This window comes from Variovorax sp. 10N420 (genome assembly GCF_056394705.1).
In genome coordinates, this window is sequence record NZ_JBFTIJ010000001.1 from 759,055 (window position 1) to 775,892 (window position 16,838).

Annotated in this window: 14 protein-coding genes; 10 read left to right on the forward strand and 4 right to left on the reverse strand. The window is 65.8% G+C overall.

The features are described from left to right. Positions 1-87 precede the first annotated feature (87 nt). From AC1DEK_RS03495 to AC1DEK_RS03515, 5 genes are all read left to right on the forward strand, one after another. The gene (locus tag AC1DEK_RS03495; protein ID WP_478123791.1) at positions 88-3,579 is read left to right on the forward strand and encodes a transglutaminase family protein; all 3,492 of its coding nucleotides are present in this window, start codon (positions 88-90) and stop codon (positions 3,577-3,579) included. 111 nt (positions 3,580-3,690) lie between these two features. Further along, entirely contained in the window at positions 3,691-6,396 is a 2,706-nt protein-coding gene (locus AC1DEK_RS03500; RefSeq protein WP_478123792.1) for a circularly permuted type 2 ATP-grasp protein, read from the forward strand. 2 nt (positions 6,397-6,398) lie between these two features. Further along, entirely contained in the window at positions 6,399-7,394 is a 996-nt protein-coding gene (locus AC1DEK_RS03505; RefSeq protein WP_478123793.1) for a transglutaminase family protein, read from the forward strand. After that, complete coding sequence (locus AC1DEK_RS03510; RefSeq protein WP_478123794.1) at positions 7,394-7,852, forward strand: RidA family protein; 459 nt, start codon at positions 7,394-7,396, stop codon at positions 7,850-7,852. The genes AC1DEK_RS03505 and AC1DEK_RS03510 overlap by 1 nt, the downstream gene beginning before the upstream one ends. A gap of 23 nt (positions 7,853-7,875) precedes the next feature. After that, a complete protein-coding gene (locus tag AC1DEK_RS03515; protein ID WP_478123795.1) occupies positions 7,876-8,325 on the forward strand; it encodes an Lrp/AsnC family transcriptional regulator in 450 nt (149 codons plus the stop codon). Positions 8,326-8,334: 9 nt separating this feature from the next. On the opposite strand, the gene amaB is transcribed toward AC1DEK_RS03515, so the two are convergent. From amaB to AC1DEK_RS03530, 3 genes are all read right to left on the reverse strand, one after another. Beyond that, positions 8,335-9,840, reverse strand: coding sequence for an L-piperidine-6-carboxylate dehydrogenase (gene amaB / locus AC1DEK_RS03520; RefSeq protein WP_478123796.1), 1,506 nt, complete (start codon positions 9,838-9,840; stop codon positions 8,335-8,337). Continuing rightward, on the reverse strand, positions 9,837-11,039 hold the full coding sequence (locus tag AC1DEK_RS03525) for a saccharopine dehydrogenase family protein (RefSeq protein ID WP_478123797.1): 1,203 nt from the start codon (positions 11,037-11,039) through the stop codon (positions 9,837-9,839). Before AC1DEK_RS03525 ends, amaB begins: the two co-directional genes overlap by 4 nt. A gap of 227 nt (positions 11,040-11,266) precedes the next feature. Next, positions 11,267-11,959, reverse strand: a complete 693-nt coding sequence (locus AC1DEK_RS03530; protein ID WP_478123798.1) for a Crp/Fnr family transcriptional regulator — start codon at positions 11,957-11,959, stop codon at positions 11,267-11,269. A gap of 35 nt (positions 11,960-11,994) precedes the next feature. Between AC1DEK_RS03530 and AC1DEK_RS03535 the strand changes: the two genes are divergently transcribed. The 5 genes from AC1DEK_RS03535 (at position 11,995) to AC1DEK_RS03555 (ending at position 15,812) form a co-directional block, all read left to right on the forward strand. Continuing rightward, positions 11,995-13,131 carry an aminotransferase class V-fold PLP-dependent enzyme gene (locus tag AC1DEK_RS03535; protein ID WP_478123799.1) on the forward strand — a complete coding sequence of 379 codons (1,137 nt, stop codon included), beginning with the start codon at positions 11,995-11,997 and terminating at the stop codon, positions 13,129-13,131. 65 nt (positions 13,132-13,196) lie between these two features. Further along, positions 13,197-13,577, forward strand: a complete 381-nt coding sequence (locus tag AC1DEK_RS03540) for a hypothetical protein (RefSeq protein ID WP_478123800.1) — start codon at positions 13,197-13,199, stop codon at positions 13,575-13,577. 47 nt (positions 13,578-13,624) lie between these two features. Next, positions 13,625-14,608 (forward strand): Bug family tripartite tricarboxylate transporter substrate binding protein, encoded by a 984-nt coding sequence (locus AC1DEK_RS03545; protein WP_478123801.1) that lies wholly within the window; start codon positions 13,625-13,627, stop codon positions 14,606-14,608. 14 nt (positions 14,609-14,622) lie between these two features. Further along, on the forward strand, positions 14,623-15,006 hold the full coding sequence (locus AC1DEK_RS03550) for a RidA family protein (protein WP_478123802.1): 384 nt from the start codon (positions 14,623-14,625) through the stop codon (positions 15,004-15,006). Positions 15,007-15,032: 26 nt separating this feature from the next. Then, entirely contained in the window at positions 15,033-15,812 is a 780-nt protein-coding gene (locus AC1DEK_RS03555; protein ID WP_478123803.1) for a cyclase family protein, read from the forward strand. Here AC1DEK_RS03555 and AC1DEK_RS03560 read toward each other — a convergent pair. Beyond that, entirely contained in the window at positions 15,809-16,834 is a 1,026-nt protein-coding gene (locus AC1DEK_RS03560; RefSeq protein WP_478123992.1) for a LacI family DNA-binding transcriptional regulator, read from the reverse strand. The two genes, AC1DEK_RS03555 and AC1DEK_RS03560, sit on opposite strands and share 4 nt — an antisense overlap. Between the last annotated feature and the right edge of the window lie 4 nt (positions 16,835-16,838).

Below are 16,838 nucleotides of genomic sequence, written 5' to 3' on the forward strand. Positions count from 1 at the left end.
CCCTGCGCGCTTCAATGGCGCGCTAATTGCTTTCTGTGTCGGCTAGTATGCGTCTCACCCGAGGCACGCTCGACGCACGGAAAAAGAATGTCAATTCACGCCGCCCTCCACCACGTCACCCACTACAAGTACGACCGTCCGGTGCAACTAGGGCCTCAGGTCATTCGCCTGCGCCCTGCGCCGCACTGCCGAAGCAACGTCATCTCGTATTCGCTGCGCGTCGAGCCCGAGCAGCACTTCGTCAACTGGCAGCAGGACCCTTTCGCGAACTACCTGGCGCGGCTGGTGTTTCCCGAGAAAACGCGGGAATTCAAGGTCACCGTCGATCTCGTGGTCGAAATGGCGGTCTACAACCCTTTCGACTTCTTCCTCGAGCCGCAGGCCGAAAACTTCCCTTTCAAGTACACCGAGGCACAGGCACAGGAGCTTGCGCCCTACCTCGTCGCCGACGAAGCCACGCCGCTGGTGCAGGCGTATCTGGAAAAGATCGAGCGCAAGGAACAGCGCACCATCGATTTCCTGGTGGGCATCAATCAGCAGGTGCAGCAGGACGTCAACTATCTGATCCGCATGGAGCCCGGCGTGCAGACGCCGGAAGAGACGCTCGCCAGCGGTTCCGGCTCGTGCCGCGACTCTGGCTGGCTGCTGGTGCAACTGCTGCGCCATTGCGGATTGGCGGCGCGCTTCGTGTCGGGCTATCTCATCCAGCTCACACCTGACGTGAAGGCCCTCGACGGCCCGAGCGGCACGACGGTCGACTTCACCGATCTGCATGCATGGTGCGAGGTCTACCTGCCCGGCGCCGGGTGGATCGGGCTCGACGCTACATCCGGCTTGCTGGCGGGCGAAGGGCACATCCCCCTCGCCTGCACGCCCACGCCTTCCAGCGCGGCGCCCATCGAAGGCGTGGTGGACGACGCAGAGGTCGAGTTCGGCCACGAAATGCACGTCACGCGCATCCACGAATCGCCGCGCGTGACCAAGCCCTACACCGAGGAGCAATGGGCCGAGGTGCTCGCGCTCGGCGAAGCGGTCGACAAGCGCCTGAAAGCCGGCGACGTGCGACTCACCATGGGCGGCGAACCGACCTACGTTGCGACCAGCGACCGCGATGCGCCGGAATGGAACACCGACGCCCTCGGCCCGACCAAGCGTTTCTACGCGACCGAGCTCGTGCACAAGCTGCGCGCCGAATACGGCAAGGGCGGCTTCCTGCACTTTGGGCAGGGCAAGTGGTATCCGGGCGAGCAGTTGCCGCGCTGGGCGCTGTCGATCTTCTGGCGCGCCGACGGCGAAACGCTGTGGCACAACCCCGATCTGTTTGCCGACGAGCGCACGCCCACGCACTACACGAGCGAAGATGCGCGCCGCTTCACGACCATGCTGGCCCATCGCCTCGGCTTGACCGAACGCTACATCCAGCCCGGCTACGAAGACGTCTACTACTACCTCTGGCGCGAGCGCCGGCTGCCGGTCAACGTCGATCCTTTCGATTCCAAGCTCGAAGACGAGATGGAACGCGTGCGCCTGCGCCGCGTGTTCACCCAGAAACTCGATGCCGTCATCGGCTACATGCTGCCCATCGAGGCCTCGAATGCAGACGCCGATGCCCCCGCGCTCGCAGGCCCCGGCTGGAAGACCGGACCCTGGTTCCTGCGCGACGACCGCATGTACCTGATCCCCGGCGATTCGCCGATGGGCTACCGCCTTCCGCTCGATTCGCAGCCGTGGGCCAGCAAGGGCGACTACCCGTATCTCGTCGAGCGCGATCCGACCGCACCGCGCGGCAGTCTGCCTACCGCTGCCGACTTCAGGGCGCGGTATGCCACCGCGCCCGCGGCACCGGATGCCGACCGTGGCGCCGTGCCTTACGCCTTCGGCCATCCCGATGCCGGCCCGGCCACACTGCGCATGCAGAGCCCGGTTGGTGAAGGCGCCGATCAACGAGGCGCGACGCAAGACCCCGGCGCGCGGCATCCCCGGCGCGGCGAGTCGGCCCACTGGGTCACGCGCACGGCACTGTGCGTCGAGGTGCGCGATCCGCGTCGCGCCAACGGACCCGCCGCCGAAAAGGTCGGCGACAGCTCGGGCGTGCTCTACGTCTTCATGCCTCCGCTCGCGCGCCTGGAGGACTACCTCGACCTCGTCGCGGCCGTTGAAGCGACTGCAGAACAACTCGGCGTGAAGATCGTGATGGAAGGTTATCCGCCGCCGCGCGATCCCCGCCTGAAGATGCTCCAGGTCACGCCCGACCCCGGCGTGATCGAAGTCAACATCCATCCGGCTCACAGCTGGAATGAACTCGTCGAGCACACGGAGTTTCTGTACAACGCGGCTTTCGAGACGCGCCTGTCGGCTGAGAAGTTCATGACCGACGGCCGTCACACCGGCACCGGCGGCGGCAACCACTTCGTGCTGGGCGGCGCCGTGCCGACGGACAGCCCCTTCCTGCGCCGGCCCGAACTGCTCGCAAGCCTGCTGCTTTACTGGCACAACCACCCATCGCTGAGCTATTTGTTCTCGGGCATGTTCATCGGCCCGACCAGCCAGGCGCCGCGCGTGGACGAAGCCCGCAACGACCAGGTCTACGAGCTCGAAATCGCACTGAAGGAAATCGCGCGTAACCGCGAGATCTACGGGCAGAACATGCCGGCCTGGCTCGTCGACCGCACACTGCGCAACATCCTCGTCGACGTCACCGGCAACACGCACCGAAGCGAGTTCTGCATCGACAAGCTCTATTCGCCGGACTCCAGCACCGGCCGGCTGGGCCTGCTTGAATTGCGCGCCTTCGAAATGCCGCCGCATGCGCGCATGAGCATTGCGCAGCAACTGCTCCTGCGCGCTTTCATCGCCCGCTTCTGGGATGCACCCTACGCGGCGCCGGCCACCCGCTGGGGCACCGAGCTGCACGACCGCTTCCTGCTCCCGACCTTCGTGAAGATGGACTTCGACGACGTCATCAGCGAGATGCGTCAGGCGGGCTTCGCCTTCGACGCCAACTGGTTCGCGCCGCACTTCGAATTCCGCTTCCCGCTGGTCGGCCAGGTGCAGGCGATGGGCATCGAGCTGTCGCTGCGCAATGCACTGGAACCGTGGCACGTGATGGGCGAAGAAGGCTCTGCAGGCGGTACGGTGCGCTACGTCGACTCATCGCTCGAACGCATCGAGGTGCGCGTCACGGGGCTCAACGAGAGCCGGCATGTCGTCACCGTCAATGGAAAGGTGCTGCCACTGCAACCGACCGGCGTCACGGGCGAGTTCGTGGCGGGGGTGCGATACAAGGCGTGGAACCCGCCTTCGGCGCTGCATCCGAGCATCGGCGCGCACGCTCCGTTGACCTTCGATCTGGTCGACACGTGGATGAAGCGGTCGCTGGGCGGCTGCCAGTACTTCGTGGCGCATCCGGGGGGGCGCAACTACGACACCTTTCCCGTCAACGCCTACGAGGCCGAAAGCCGGCGGCATTCGCGCTTCTCGCGCATGGGGCACACGCCGGGCTTGCTCAGCACGCCGCCGGCCACCATCGAAATCGCCGGCAGCCGCGAGTTCCCCTTCACGCTGGACCTACGCCGCTAAGGCCAGGAATACCGCGGAACCGGCTTCGCCGGGCCGCTGGTATTGCCCCCGGCAGGGGGTGGGCGCCCGACACGAAGTGCGGGCAACCTGGGGGCGAGTGACAATCACGCCGTGGACCCACAGAACGAATCCCTCTTCGACGCGCAAGCGCTCGACGCGCCAGCCGAATTGGCTTCCGCGCTAGCTCCCCCGGCTTCGCCGGGCCACTTCGACGAACTGCGAGGGGCAGCCACACCCGAAAGCACGCATCGCACCGGTGCGCCATCGGCGCCTGCGCCGCTTCACGATGCCGCATCCATTCCCGCCGGCGCTTCCGCCGCCGAGGAGGACGACAACGCTCCCCGCCAGCAAGCCTCCCTCGCCCCCGCCTGGACCGACTTCTTCGAGCATCTCGGCCCCGACGGCTTCGACGATCTGCCGCGGCGGGCCGTCAGCCTCGAACGGCAGATTCGCGACAACGGCGTGACCTACAACGTCTATGCCGATGCCAACGGCCCACAGCGGCCCTGGTCGCTCGACCTCTTTCCGCTGATCGTCTCGCCGGAGAGTTGGGCCCAGATCGAGGCCGGCATCCAGCAACGCGTGCGCGTGCTCGACCGGGTGATGGCCGACGTCTACGGGCCGCAGCAGTTGCTGGCCGAAGGCCTGCTGCCGCCCGCACTGGTCCAGGGGCATCCGGGCTATTTGCGGTCCATGCATGGCGTCACGCCGCCGGGCGACACCTGGCTGCACATCACCGGCTTCGACCTTGCCCGTGGACCTGACGGCAACTGGTGGGTGGTTTCGCAGCGCACGCAAGCGCCTTCCGGCCTCGGTTACCTGCTTGAAAACCGGCTCGCGATCGCACGCCAGTTTCCGCAGGCTTTCGAGAACCTGCAGGTACAGCGCCTTGCCGCGACCTACAACGCGATGATGGAGGGCCTTCAGCAGATGTGCCCGGCCGGCCAGCCGCCGCACATCGCTTTGCTGACGCCGGGGCCTTACAACGAAACCTACTTCGAGCACGCTTACCTGTCGCGCTACCTGGGCGTGACGCTCGTCGAAGGCAATGACCTGACGGTGCGCGACCAGCGGCTCTACCTGAAGACGCTGCAGGGGCTGCGGCCGGTGCATGGGCTCATCAAGCGGCTCGACGACCAGTTTCTCGATCCGCTGGAATTGAGGCCGGATTCGACATTGGGTGTGCCGGGCCTGCTACAGGCCATTCGCGCAGGCAACGTGCTGGTGGCCAATATGCCTGGTTCGGCTTTTCTCGAATCGCCGGCGCTGCTCGGCTTCCTGCCCGCGTTGTCGCGCCGCCTCATCGGCGAAAAGCTGCAACTGCCCGCGCTGCCGACCTGGTGGTGCGGCGAACGCGCCGCCATGGAAGCGGTACTGCCGGAACTGGCCGACTGCGCGATCAAGTCCACCTATCCCGGCGATGATTCGCACACCAGTTTCGACGCCGTGCTCGGCAGCCGCATGGCCCGCCGCGAGCTGGACGAATGGGCGGGCCGCATCATGCGCCAAGGGGACGAGCACACGGTGCAAAGCTACCTGCCGCTCTCGCAAATGCCGACGTGGACGCAGGATCTCGGCCGCGGCCACATCGCCCCGCGATCGGTGTTGCTGCGCGTCTTCGCTGTCAGCGATGGGCCGCGTTCGTGGCGCGTGCTGCCTGGCGGGCTCGCCCGGCTGGCGGGGCGCGATGCGCAGATCGCTTCGATGCAGCGCGGCGGAAGCAGTGCCGACGTCTGGGTACAAACGCTGGGTGAAGTCGACCGGACCACGCGGCTGCAGCCGCACGCCACGCCGGCATCGCTGGCGCGGCACCGCGCGCCCGTCACCAGCCGAGCGGCGGAAAACATGTATTGGCTCGGCCGCTACACCGAACGCGCGGAAAACGCGGTGAGGCTCGCGCGCGTGACGCTCGATCTGCTCGGCGGCGAAGACGCGTCGTCCCACGCCCTGCTGCTCTGGCTGCACCAATTGGCGCTGCGCAATGCGCTGGTGCCGCGCGGTGTGCCGAGCCTTCCCAAGTCGCGCCGCGTGTTCGAACGCGCGCTCATTGCCGAACTGGGTGATGTCGACCAGGGCGGCAGCGTCGGCTACAGCCTGCGCTGCATCCGGCAGGCCGCCGCTGCGGTGCGCGAGCGCTTGTCGCAGGACCACTGGAACCAGATCGTTCGCGCGGAGAGCGATTTCCTTCGCCGCAGCGCGGAGCAAGCCGGCGAAAAAGGCGAGGCCGGCTACGAGGCCAGCGCCGCGCTGCGCCTGCTCGAATCGGCCAGCAGCGCGCTTTCGGCCATGACCGGCGCCCAGACCGACCGCATGACCCGCGACGACGCCTGGCGCCTGCTGTCCATTGGGCGGCACATCGAACGGCTGGCGTTCCTGGCGAGCGCGCTGACGGCGGGATTCGAGCAAGGCTCGGTCCACGAAGTGAGCGGCTTCGAGGCGATGGTGGCGCTTTTCGACAGCACGATCACCTTCCACGCACGCTATCAGCAGCGACGCGATGTCGCCACACTGGTCGACCTTCTGGTGCTCGATGGCGACAACCCACGCTCCCTGGCGTGGGTCGCGCAAACACTGCGCAAGCGCATCGCCAAATTGGCGGGCAGCGCGCCGGACAGGCTTACCGCGCTGTCCTACGAGTTGCCCGACCCGGACGAATGGAAGCTGGAGCGGCTGTGCGAAGCCGGGGCTGAAGGGCAGTATCCTGCGCTGGTCCAACTGTTTACCGCTTGCGAGACGGCCGCTTATCACGTGTCCGACGCGATCGGCACGCGCTACTTCACGCTCACTTCAGAATCCGTGCGGTCCGTGGGAGTCTGACCATGCTGCTACACGTTACGCATTCGACGCGCTACGACTACACGCCGCCGGTGGAGACGGCGCAGCACCTCGCGCACCTCAAACCCATGAGCACGGCGTCGCAGCGGCTGGTGAGCCACGCCCTGACCATCAGTCCGACGCCCGCGCAAAGCAGCGAATCGCCCGACGTCTACGGCAACACGCGCGCATTCTTTGCGCTCGAGTCGACGCACGAGGAACTCATCGTCACGGCAGAGAGCGTGGTCGAGACCTCGGAGCCGGCGCTTTCGTCCGCCGTGGCGCGCGACCTGCCATGGGAAGAAGTGCGGGAGCGCTTCCGCTACGTCAAGGATTCGAGCTACGACGCGGCATCGGAATTCGTCTTCCCTTCTCGCTACGTGCCGCGCCATGACGACTTCGCAGCCTATGCGCGCGCCAGTTTTCCGGCCGGCCGACCGGCCTTCGATGCCGCGATGGACCTGACGATGCGCATGTACGACGATTTCATCTACGACGCGGAGAGCACCGAGATCAGCACGCCCGCCATCGAGGCGCTGGCGCAGCGCAAGGGCGTGTGCCAGGACTTCGCGCACATCATGATTGCCTGCCTGCGCACGCTGGGCTTGCCGGCGCGCTACGTCAGCGGCTATCTGCTTACTCAACCGCCGCCCGGCGAGCCGCGCCTGGTCGGCGCCGATGCTTCGCACGCGTGGGTTTCGGTGTATCTCCCGGGCGAAGACGGCCCAGGCGATTGGGCCGATTTCGACCCTACAAACGGCCGCCAGCCGGGTGAAGACTACGTGACGCTGGCCATCGGCCGCGACTACTCCGACGTGTCGCCGATGCGGGGCGTGCTGCACGGCGGCGCCCGGCATACGCTGCACGTCGGCGTCACGGTGCTGCCGCTGGAGGAGCGCCGGGAGGAAGCCGCGCAGGTCGCGCAAACGCAAACGCAAACGCAAACACAATCGCAATCCCAGACACAAGCCCAATCCCTATCCCAGAACCAGGAGCCTTGATGAGCATCTACGACAAACTCTCCAGCCTCGGAATCACCCTGCCGCCCGTGTCGGCGCCTGCCGCAGCGTACGTTCCTTTCGTGCGGACCGGCAAGCTGGTCTTCCTCTCGGGCCACATCGCCAAGAAGGACGGCAAGCCATGGGTGGGGCAACTTGGCGCCACGCTCACCACAGAGGAGGGCAAGCAGGCGGCGCGTGCCATCGCGATCGATCTCCTCGGCACACTGCACGCGGCCATCGGCGACCTCAACAAGGTCAAGCGCATCGTCAAGGTCATGAGCCTGGTCAACTCCGTCGGCACCTTCACCGAGCAGCACCTCGTGACCAACGGCGCGAGCGAATTGCTGGCCGAAGTCTTCGGCAGCGAAAAAGGCGCCCATGCCCGCAGCGCTTTTGGCGTCGCTCAGGTCCCGATGGGCGCGTGCGTCGAAATCGATCTGATCGCTGAACTGGACTGAAGCCGCATCCTTTCTGGACCGTCTTGGACGACACCGATCGCCATCTGCTGAGCCTGCTCCAGGCCAATGCACGTGAGCCGGCGGCAACGCTGGCGCGCAAGCTCAAGCTGGCGCGAACCACTGTCGTTGCGCGCATCGCGCGGCTGGAGCGCGAAGGCGTGATCGCCGGCTATGGCGTGCGGCTCGGCCAGCGGCTCGAACGCGCGGCGGTGCGCGCCTATTGCGGTCTCGTGGTGGCTCCGAAGACTGGCGCTGCCGTCGTTCGAGCGCTTGAACTCCTTCCCGAAGTCGAGGAGCTTTCGGCAGTCAGCGGTCCGTATGACTACATGGTCTTCCTGCGGTGCGAGACGAACGAACAGCTCGATGCGCTGCTGGACCGCATCGGTCAGATCGAAGGAATTCAGCACACCCACACCTCGGTGGTCCTCAGCCGAAAGATCGACCGCCGCAGCGCGGTGCCGCCACCAGGTTGATTGGGACGATCACCCGAACCGGATGCCCTGTGCCAGCGGCAGCTCGGCCGAAAAGTTGATGGTGTTGGTCGTGCGCCGCATGTATTGCTTCCATGCATCCGAGCCGCTCTCGCGATCACCGCCGGTTTCCTTCTCGCCGCCGAACGCACCGCCGATTTCCGCACCACTCGGGCCGATGTTGACGTTCGCCATGCCGCAGTCCGACCCCGACGCCGAGATGAAGCGCTCCACCTCGCGCAAGTCATTCGAGAAGATGCACGACGACAGCCCCTGCGGAACATCGTTGTGCATGGCGATGGCCGAATCGAGATCGTCGTAGCCGAGCACATAGAGCAACGGCCCGAAAGTTTCACGGCGGACCAGTTCGGTTTGCATCGGCATCTCGGCGATGGCCGGACGCACGTAGAAGGCTTTCGGAAAGCGGTCGGCCAGCACGCGATCACCGCCCGTGAGGATGCGACCGCCTTGCACCTCGACATCGTCGATAGCTCGCCGCAACGCGTCGTAGGCCGCCTCGTCGATCAACGGGCCGACCAGCGTGCCCTCTTCCAGCGGATGCCCGATCCGCAGACTTTCATAGGCCGAAAGCAGCTTCGCAAGCAGAGCGTCCTTGACTGTGCGATGGACGATGAGCCGGCGCAGCGACGTGCAGCGCTGCCCCGCTGTGCCCACCGCACTGAACAGGATCGCCCGCAACGCCATATCGAGATTGGCGGCAGGCGTCACGATCATCGCGTTGTTGCCACCGAGTTCGAGAATGCGGCGGCCGAAGCGCGCGGCGACGCGTGGCCCGACTTCGCGGCCCATTCGGGTCGATCCCGTCGCGGACACGAGCGCGACGTCTACGCTATCCACGAGTGCCTGCGCCTGTGCCGCACGGCCGACGACGATCTGCGCGAGTCCTTCCGGCGCGCGATCGCCGAATCGCACGATGGCGCGCTCCAAGGCCCTGAACGTCGCGAGCCCTGACAAGGGCGCTTTCTCCGAAGGCTTGAAGATCACCGGATCGCCGCACACCAGCGCAATGGCCGCGTTCCACGCGAAAACTGCGCTGGGAAAGTTGAAAGCCGTGATGACCGCCACCGGCCCCAGCGGGTGGTATTGCTCCATGATGCGGTGCCCGGGCCGCTCCGAGACGATGGTCTTGCCGTAAAGCTGCCGCGACAAGCCGAGCGCGAATTCGCAGATGTCGACGCCCTCCTGCACTTCACCGAGGCCTTCCTGGGCGATCTTGCCGACCTCGACCGACACGATGTGACCGATGTCGGCCTTTGCGCTACGCAGCTCTTCGCCCCACAGCCGGACCAGCTCGCCGCGTGCAGGCGCCGGCACCTCGCGCCACTTGCGAAAGGCGGCGGCCGAACGCGCGATCACGTCCGGCATGGACGCCATCGGTGTTTCGTGCAAGCGGGCAAGTCCGGCGCCGTCGACCGCCGAGCGCACGGCCAGCGTGCCGCCGGAAAGCTCGTGCGCGGCGATTCCGCTTCGCTTGAAGATGTCGTGGAGATCATTCATGCGCTGGGCTCCTTCCTCGCGCGACGCCGCGCCTGTGGCGGCCAAGTATGAGCGAAGCTCGGGCTGCGATGGGTGCTCGCTGGTGCCGCGCCGTTTTGCAACGAGCTCAGCGCGGCATAGCAACCGCCGACACGCGTCGCGAGGAACTCTTCGAGTTCCACCTGTTCCTGCCCGACAAATCCGCTCGCCGGCAAACGCCCCTTGCGAAGCAACTCGAACACACCGACCACGCCTGCCGCGGTCGCCAGCTCGATGGCAGTGCGCTCCACGCCGCGCAGCCGCCCACCGTGGATGCGTGCCATGCGGGTTTCCTGCTCAAAGCGTCCGCCTCGCAAGCCGGATGCCGATGCGAACACGATCACCACGTCCTCGCGGCTGTGCGGCACGGCCTGGTCGAGCACCTGTCGCAGCAGGTCGCGGCGCTCGATCAGCCGCAAATCGTGCAGCAGAAAGGCCATGGCATCGCGGTGGCCGGGATAGCGGATCGTCTTGTAGTCGAGATTCCGTACCTTGCCAGCGAGGCTCTCGCAGAGCGTCCCCAACCCGCCCGAGGTGTTGAAGGCTTCGTAGGTGTCGCCATCGAGCACCAGCGTCTCGTTGCCCTCCAGCGGCTGCACCGAGACTGGCCTTCCCTGCACGATGGCCGCGCACGGCTGGCAGTATTCGTTGATGACCCCGTCGATGCTCCAGGTGAAGTTGTAGCGCAGGCCGTTGGTTGCATGACGGGCGAGCGCGCCCACGCGCAAGCGCAGGTCGTAGAGTTCGTCGAAGCGCCCAGCCAGGTGACTCCCGAGCATTCCGATCACGCCGGGTGCGAGCCCGCTTTGCGGCATGAAGATCGACTTCGCGCCGACAGCCATGGCACGGATCGCGCCCGTGGCAGCCACGTCCTCCGTCAGGTCGAAATAGTGAACGTCGTTGGCGCGGGCTGCGGCGGCAACAGGCGCGGCCAGATAGAAGGGCAGCGCGCTGATCACCACGTCGTGAGCTGCGACAGCCGCTGAGAGCGCCGGCTCGTTCTCGACGTCGATGATCGCGCGTGACACGAACCCATCACTCAGGTCGTGCGGCGGATGGACACGGTCGGCCAGCGTGACCGGCAGGTGGTGGTACTCGGCGAGCATGTCTGCCACCGTGGTGCCGACCTTGCCGGCCCCCAACACCAGCACCTTGTTGATCAGAGGATTGAAAGCGTTCATGAGACCTCCTCGCGCGACTTTCTTGAGCGCTGAGGAAACTCTAAAGCTGCCTGCTGGCAGAAGGAAGCTGACATTGCGGCGAAGACATGCGCTGTTCGGACGAAACGACGACAAGGACAGTCGAAAGGGCCGAAAGCCCGGCCCCCAAAAAAACTTAGGCCGATGTAAAGCCGTTGACATACGGCTCACAGACGCATTCCTAAACTGGCCTGCAAGCCTTCACCGCTTCACAAACCCGGCGCACGACGCCTCAACCCCTGCATATCGCGAATCACGCAATGCGACTTGGCCATCTCGATCAGCCCCCCGTCCTGAAGCTGGATCAGCACGTTCGACGTCATGACGCGGCTGAGGCCCGTGATGTTGGCCATCTCCTGGTGGGTGAAGGAGATGCGGATGGCAACACCCGCCGCATGCACCTCCCCATACGTGTCGGCCAGCTGCACGAGATGATGGATCACCCGCTGGGCCGCTGTCGCCTGGCTCAGCAGCAGGTTCTGGTTTGCCAGCACGCGCAGCTTGACGCTCATCAGCCAGAGCACTTGCCGCAGGCATTCCGGATCGCGTTCCATGTGCTGCAAAAGCGTCGCGCGCTCGACTTGGCGCGCGATGACGTCGGACGATGCGACGGCGCTGACAGAGTGGCGGCCATCGAGAAACGCGCTGCACTCCCCGACCATGCCGTGCGTGCCGACGATCGCCATGTGCTTCTCGTGGCCGGCCTCCGACAGCAGCACCAGCCGCACCCGGCCCTCTTCCACCACATACACGTGCGTGACGGGCTCGCCCTGCGAATACAGGGTTTCCCCCTTGCGAAACGACACCGTGGGCGCACCGTCCGCGACCAGCGTGTTCCAGCCGAAGTGCGGCACCTCGATCCATGCCGAAGGGGAAGCTGCCATCTCGGCAATCTTGTTCATCGCCTCAAGGCCTTGTCGTTGCACAAGGCAAGTTCATGAAACATCCATTCTCTTCGTACCGGAAGCTCTTCCCTATCCTGGACAACGTGATCCAGCTGTCCAGTTGCTCACAAAGCGCACTCAGCCTGCCGGTCAAGCAGGCGATCGACGAATACCTCGACGTCTGGGTGCGGCGCGGCGCCGATTGGGGCTACTGGATGGATCAGGTGGCATTGGCGCGCGCCGAGTTCGCTCGCATGATCCATGCCGATGCGGACGACATCGCCGTGCTGGGCAGCGTGTCCGACGCGGCATCGACGATCGCTTCGGCGATCCGTTTCGAGGGCGATCGCCGCGACATCGTCACTACCACGCTCGATTTCCCATCGCTCTGCCACGTGTGGCTGGCGCAGCAGCCGCGCGGCGCGCAAGTGCGCTTCGTGCAGGGCCATGCCGGCAGCACAGATTCGACGCGCCGCATTGCCGCCGCCATCGACACGCAGACGGCGCTGGTATCGGTCTCGCACGCCTGCTTCTATGACGGGCAGATCGTCGACATTGCTGCCACTGGACGCGAGGCGCGCAAGCGCGGCGCCATTCAGTTTGTCGACGCCTACCAGTCCGCCGGATCGATCGCCATCGACGTCCGCGCGCAGGACGTCGACGTGCTCGCCGCCGGTGCACAGAAGTACCTTCTCGGAATTCCGGGTATCGCTTTTCTCTATGTCCGGCCCGAACTGGCCCAGCAGCTCACGCCGACAGTGACCGGCTGGTTCGGCCGCGTGAACCCGTTCGAATTCGATCCCGGAAAGCTCGACTTCGCCGCCGGTGCACAGCGCTTCAACACCGGTACACCGCCCATGATGTGCGCGAGCGTGGCGCGCGCCAGCATCGGCCTGCTCAACGAGATCGGCGTGCCCGCCATCGAGGCTTACCTCGCGCAACTGTCCGCGGTTGCGCTCGAAGAGGCTGCGCGCCTGGGCCTGTCGGTGGCGAGCCCGCCAATGCCTTCAGCCAAGGGCGCGAACACGGCAATCCGCATCCCCAATGCCGCTCAGGTCGAGGCACAGATGCTTCAAGGGGGCTACGTTGTCTCAGCGCGCAATGACGTGATCCGAATCGCCCCGCACTTCTACAACACCGCAGACGACGTCGTCGGCGCACTGCGCGAACTGGCGCGCCTGACTCGCTGATGGCCATACATCCGTCCTCAACCCATTGCGCTTCGGCCGTCTGCCGGGTGCCCGCGGATGCCGCATTGGCATTTCTTGCCGACGGCTTGCAACTTGGCCAATGGGCGATGGGCTGCTGGCAGACGAGGTCGGTCGGCGGCGACGTGGTTCAGGGCCACTCGCTGTTCGACGATCAACCGAGCTGGGTCCGCCCTGTCGCAGACGCTGCGCAGCTCACGGTGGTCTATCACGTCGGCAGTTCGCCTGATGCCTTGAGCCCGCGCATCAGCGCAGTGGTCGAGCGCGGCACCATCTTCGGCCAAGACAACGAATGCTGCCGAATCAGCCTCCATGCGTCGCGCACGCCCGGCATGGACGACGACCGCTGGCTGCGCCTCGTCCGATGCCACGAGGTCGAGGTGCTGTTGATCCAGGCGCGGCTCGATCTAGTGAAGCACCGCGCATAGCACCGCGTATCGCACCGCCAGTTCATTGACACCACGAGGAAGAAGCCATGAAACGACGTCACTTCGGCCAGGCGATCACCGCCGCCCTGCTCGCGCCAACGCTCTCGTCACCCTTGTTCGCCGCGACGAAGCCCTACAGCGGCCCGATCCGCGTGCTGGTCGGCTTTCCTCCCGGCGGGGCCACAGACGTCGTCGCGCGCGCCATCGTCGACAAGCTGGGCAAAGCCATGAATGGACAGGTCTTCGTCATCGACAACAAGCCCGGCGCCGGCGGTCAGATTGCCGCGCAGTTGCTCAAGGCGGCACCCCCGGATGGCTCGACGATCATGCTGTCGATCGACCATACGCAGGTGATCATTCCCCTTACCGTCGCCGCCGCCGGCTACGACCCGGTGAACGACTTCACCGCGCTGGCTGGCGTGGCGGGCTACTACAACGTGCTTGCCGTCAGCGCCGCCATCGGGGTCAAAAGCATGGCCGAACTCGGCACCTGGGTGAAGGCGCACCCCAACGAAGCCAACTACGGCGTGCCCGCGGCCGGCAGCGTGCCGCAGTTCATCGGCCACATCATCGGCAAGTCCTTTGGCGTGACGATGAACTCGGTGCCGTACAAAGGCGGCGCGCCCATGGTGCAGGACCTGCTGGCCGGACAGATCCCCATCGGCATTGCCTCCATGACGGAGCTGATCGAGTACCACCGCAACGGCAAGGTGCGCATCCTCGCCAGTTCGGGCCAGGAACGCAGCAAGACGGCGCCGGACATCCCGACCTTCCATGAACTCGGCTTCAGCGGCATCGACAAGAATCCATGGCTGGCCTTCTTCGGCCCCAAGGGCATGTCGCCGGAATTCGTCGAGTCTTTCGACAAGGCGGTGAAGACCGTGCTCGCGGAGCCCGAACTGCAGGAACGGCTCGCCAAGATGGGCAATGAGGTCGATCCGGCGCCGGGCCGCGAGGTCGCGCAATGGGTGATCGACGCCAACCGCACCTGGAGCAAAGTGATCCGCGAGTCGGGCTTCAAGCCGCAATGACCGAAGCCTCTGGCATGGCACGCGAATTCATCCAGAGCGGCTCGCGCTGGGAAGAACTGGCCGGCTACTCGCGCGCGGTGATCGACGGCGAGTGGGTCTTCGTCTCCGGCACGCTGGGACAGGACTTCGCGACCGGCGAGTTTCCCGCCACCGCAGAGCAACAGTGCGAGGTCGCTCTCGACACCATCGAAAACGCACTCGCCCAGGCGCGATCCAGCCTTGCTGACGTGGTCCGCGTACGCGTCTATATTCCGGATCGAGGCGATGTCATCGCAGTCAGCCACGTGCTGCGGCGACGCTTCGGCGGCAACCGTCCGGCCAACACCACACTCTGCAGCGCCCTGGCCGTCGAAGGCGCCAAGGTCGAACTCGAAGTGACCGCGCGGCGCAGCGTTTGATTTCTCTTTTTTCTTCAGAGGACCCGATGACCATCCTGACTGAACTCGCGCAGGCCATGCGCAACCAGACGATTCGCACGATCGACCTCACGCACACCTTGAGCGAAGACTTTCCTCCCCTGCAACTGCCGCCGCAGTTCGGCCAGGTGGCAGCGTTCAAGATGGAGCGCATCTCGCGCTACGACGAGGCCGGCCCCGGCTGGTACTGGAACAACTTCTCTTGCGGCGAGCACACCGGAACGCACTTCGATGCGCCCGCGCACTGGGTCACGGGCAAGGACCATGAGAGCAACACGGTCGACACCATCGCGCCTGACAACTTCATCGCACCCGCAGTCGTCGTCGACGCCAGCGCCGAAGTAGCGGGCAACCCCGACTGGCTGCTCACGGTCGAATTCCTCCAGGCCTGGGAAGCCACCCACGGTCGCATTCCGGAAGGCGCCTGGGTGCTCTTTCGCACCGACTGGTCCAAGAGGCTCAGTGATCCCGCTTCGTTCGTCAACATGCGCGAAGACGGCGCCCACACGCCGGGGCCAACCCAGGCGGCTGTCGAATGGCTGATCCGCGAGCGGAACGTGCACGGCTTCGGCGTGGAGACCATCAACACCGACGCCGGTCAGTCTTACGGCTGGCCGGTGCCCTACCCATGCCACACGCTGATGCACGGGGCCAACCGGTATGGGCTGCAGTGCCTGAAGAACCTCGATCAGCTTCCTCCGACCGGAGCGCTGATCGTGTCGGCGCCGCTGAAGATCCAGGAAGGCTCGGGGAGTCCGCTGCGCGTGCTTGCGCTGGTGGAGTCTTAAACCGGGCTCGACGAGCCTCGAATCACCAGTTCGCCAGGCAGCAACAGCTGCCGCGGCGGACCCTCCAAGCCTTGCAGCCGTTCGATCAGGCAAGCAGCGGCGGTGCGGCCGATCGCATCGGTCGGCTGCGCGACAGCAGTGAGCCCAGGCCCGATGAGCGGAGCCCATTCCGGGTCGTCGAAACCGACGAAGCCCACGTCCGCACCGAAGCGCAATCCGAGCCGCGCCATGGCCGTGGCAACGCGCAGTGTCACGACCGCGTTGCCAGCCAGCACGGCAGCGCGGCGGCCACGGCGAGCGCGTTTGTGCAGCGCACGCAACGCGGCGTCGAGACCCTCGCTGTCTTCCCCGGCACATTCGAAAACCTCGCCGGAGACACGCGGCTCATGCGCCTTCATGCAGGCGCCGAAGGCCGCAGAGCGCTCGCGCCGCGAACTCACGCCTTTCAACGGCTCAGTGATGTACAGCAATTCGCGGAAGCCGCCGTCGACGAGATGGCCGCACGCGGACTTCATCGCGTCCACGTTGTCCAGCGAGACGAAATCGGTGTGCATGCCGGCATGACGACGGTCCACGAGCACCGCCGGCTTTCCGTGCAGCGCATCGGCGTCGACGAGGCCGGCACCGCGGCCGAGTGTGTTGAGGATGAAGCCATCGACCTGATAGCCCGTCAGCGCGTCGATCGCCTCGCGCTCGCGATCGACATCGTTGCCGAGGTTGAACAGCATCACGAGGTAGCCGGCATCCTGGCAGGCCTTCTCGGCGCCGCGCAACACGGCCACCGAATAAGGATTGGTGATGTCCGCGACGATCAACCCGATGAGTCGCGAGCGGCCCCGGCTCAGCGCCTGCGCCATCGGACTCGGCGTGTAGTCGAGTTGCGCAACGGCGGCTTCGACCCGCACCGCGATGTCGGGGCTCAGCAATCGCTCCCGATGGTTCAGGAATCGCGAGACCGTGGCCTTCGAAACGCCGGCCGCCTTGGCCACGTCGGCAATGGTCGCGCGCCCCGTTCGCTGCATCGGG

Bases quoted from the DNA above. Each gene is read 5' to 3' on its own strand.
- AC1DEK_RS03495 (WP_478123791.1), top strand. From the start codon at position 88: ATGTCAATTCACGCCGCCCTCCACCACGTCACCCACTACAAGTACGAC.
- AC1DEK_RS03505 (WP_478123793.1), top strand. From the start codon at position 6,399: ATGCTGCTACACGTTACGCATTCGACGCGCTACGACTACACGCCGCCG.
- AC1DEK_RS03510 (WP_478123794.1), top strand. From the start codon at position 7,394: ATGAGCATCTACGACAAACTCTCCAGCCTCGGAATCACCCTGCCGCCC.
- amaB (WP_478123796.1), bottom strand. From the start codon at position 9,840: ATGAATGATCTCCACGACATCTTCAAGCGAAGCGGAATCGCCGCGCAC.
- AC1DEK_RS03525 (WP_478123797.1), bottom strand. From the start codon at position 11,039: ATGAACGCTTTCAATCCTCTGATCAACAAGGTGCTGGTGTTGGGGGCC.
- AC1DEK_RS03530 (WP_478123798.1), bottom strand. From the start codon at position 11,959: ATGAACAAGATTGCCGAGATGGCAGCTTCCCCTTCGGCATGGATCGAG.
- AC1DEK_RS03535 (WP_478123799.1), top strand. From the start codon at position 11,995: ATGAAACATCCATTCTCTTCGTACCGGAAGCTCTTCCCTATCCTGGAC.
- AC1DEK_RS03545 (WP_478123801.1), top strand. From the start codon at position 13,625: ATGAAACGACGTCACTTCGGCCAGGCGATCACCGCCGCCCTGCTCGCG.
- AC1DEK_RS03550 (WP_478123802.1), top strand. From the start codon at position 14,623: ATGGCACGCGAATTCATCCAGAGCGGCTCGCGCTGGGAAGAACTGGCC.
- AC1DEK_RS03555 (WP_478123803.1), top strand. From the start codon at position 15,033: ATGACCATCCTGACTGAACTCGCGCAGGCCATGCGCAACCAGACGATT.
- AC1DEK_RS03560 (WP_478123992.1), bottom strand. From the start codon at position 16,834: ATGCAGCGAACGGGGCGCGCGACCATTGCCGACGTGGCCAAGGCGGCC.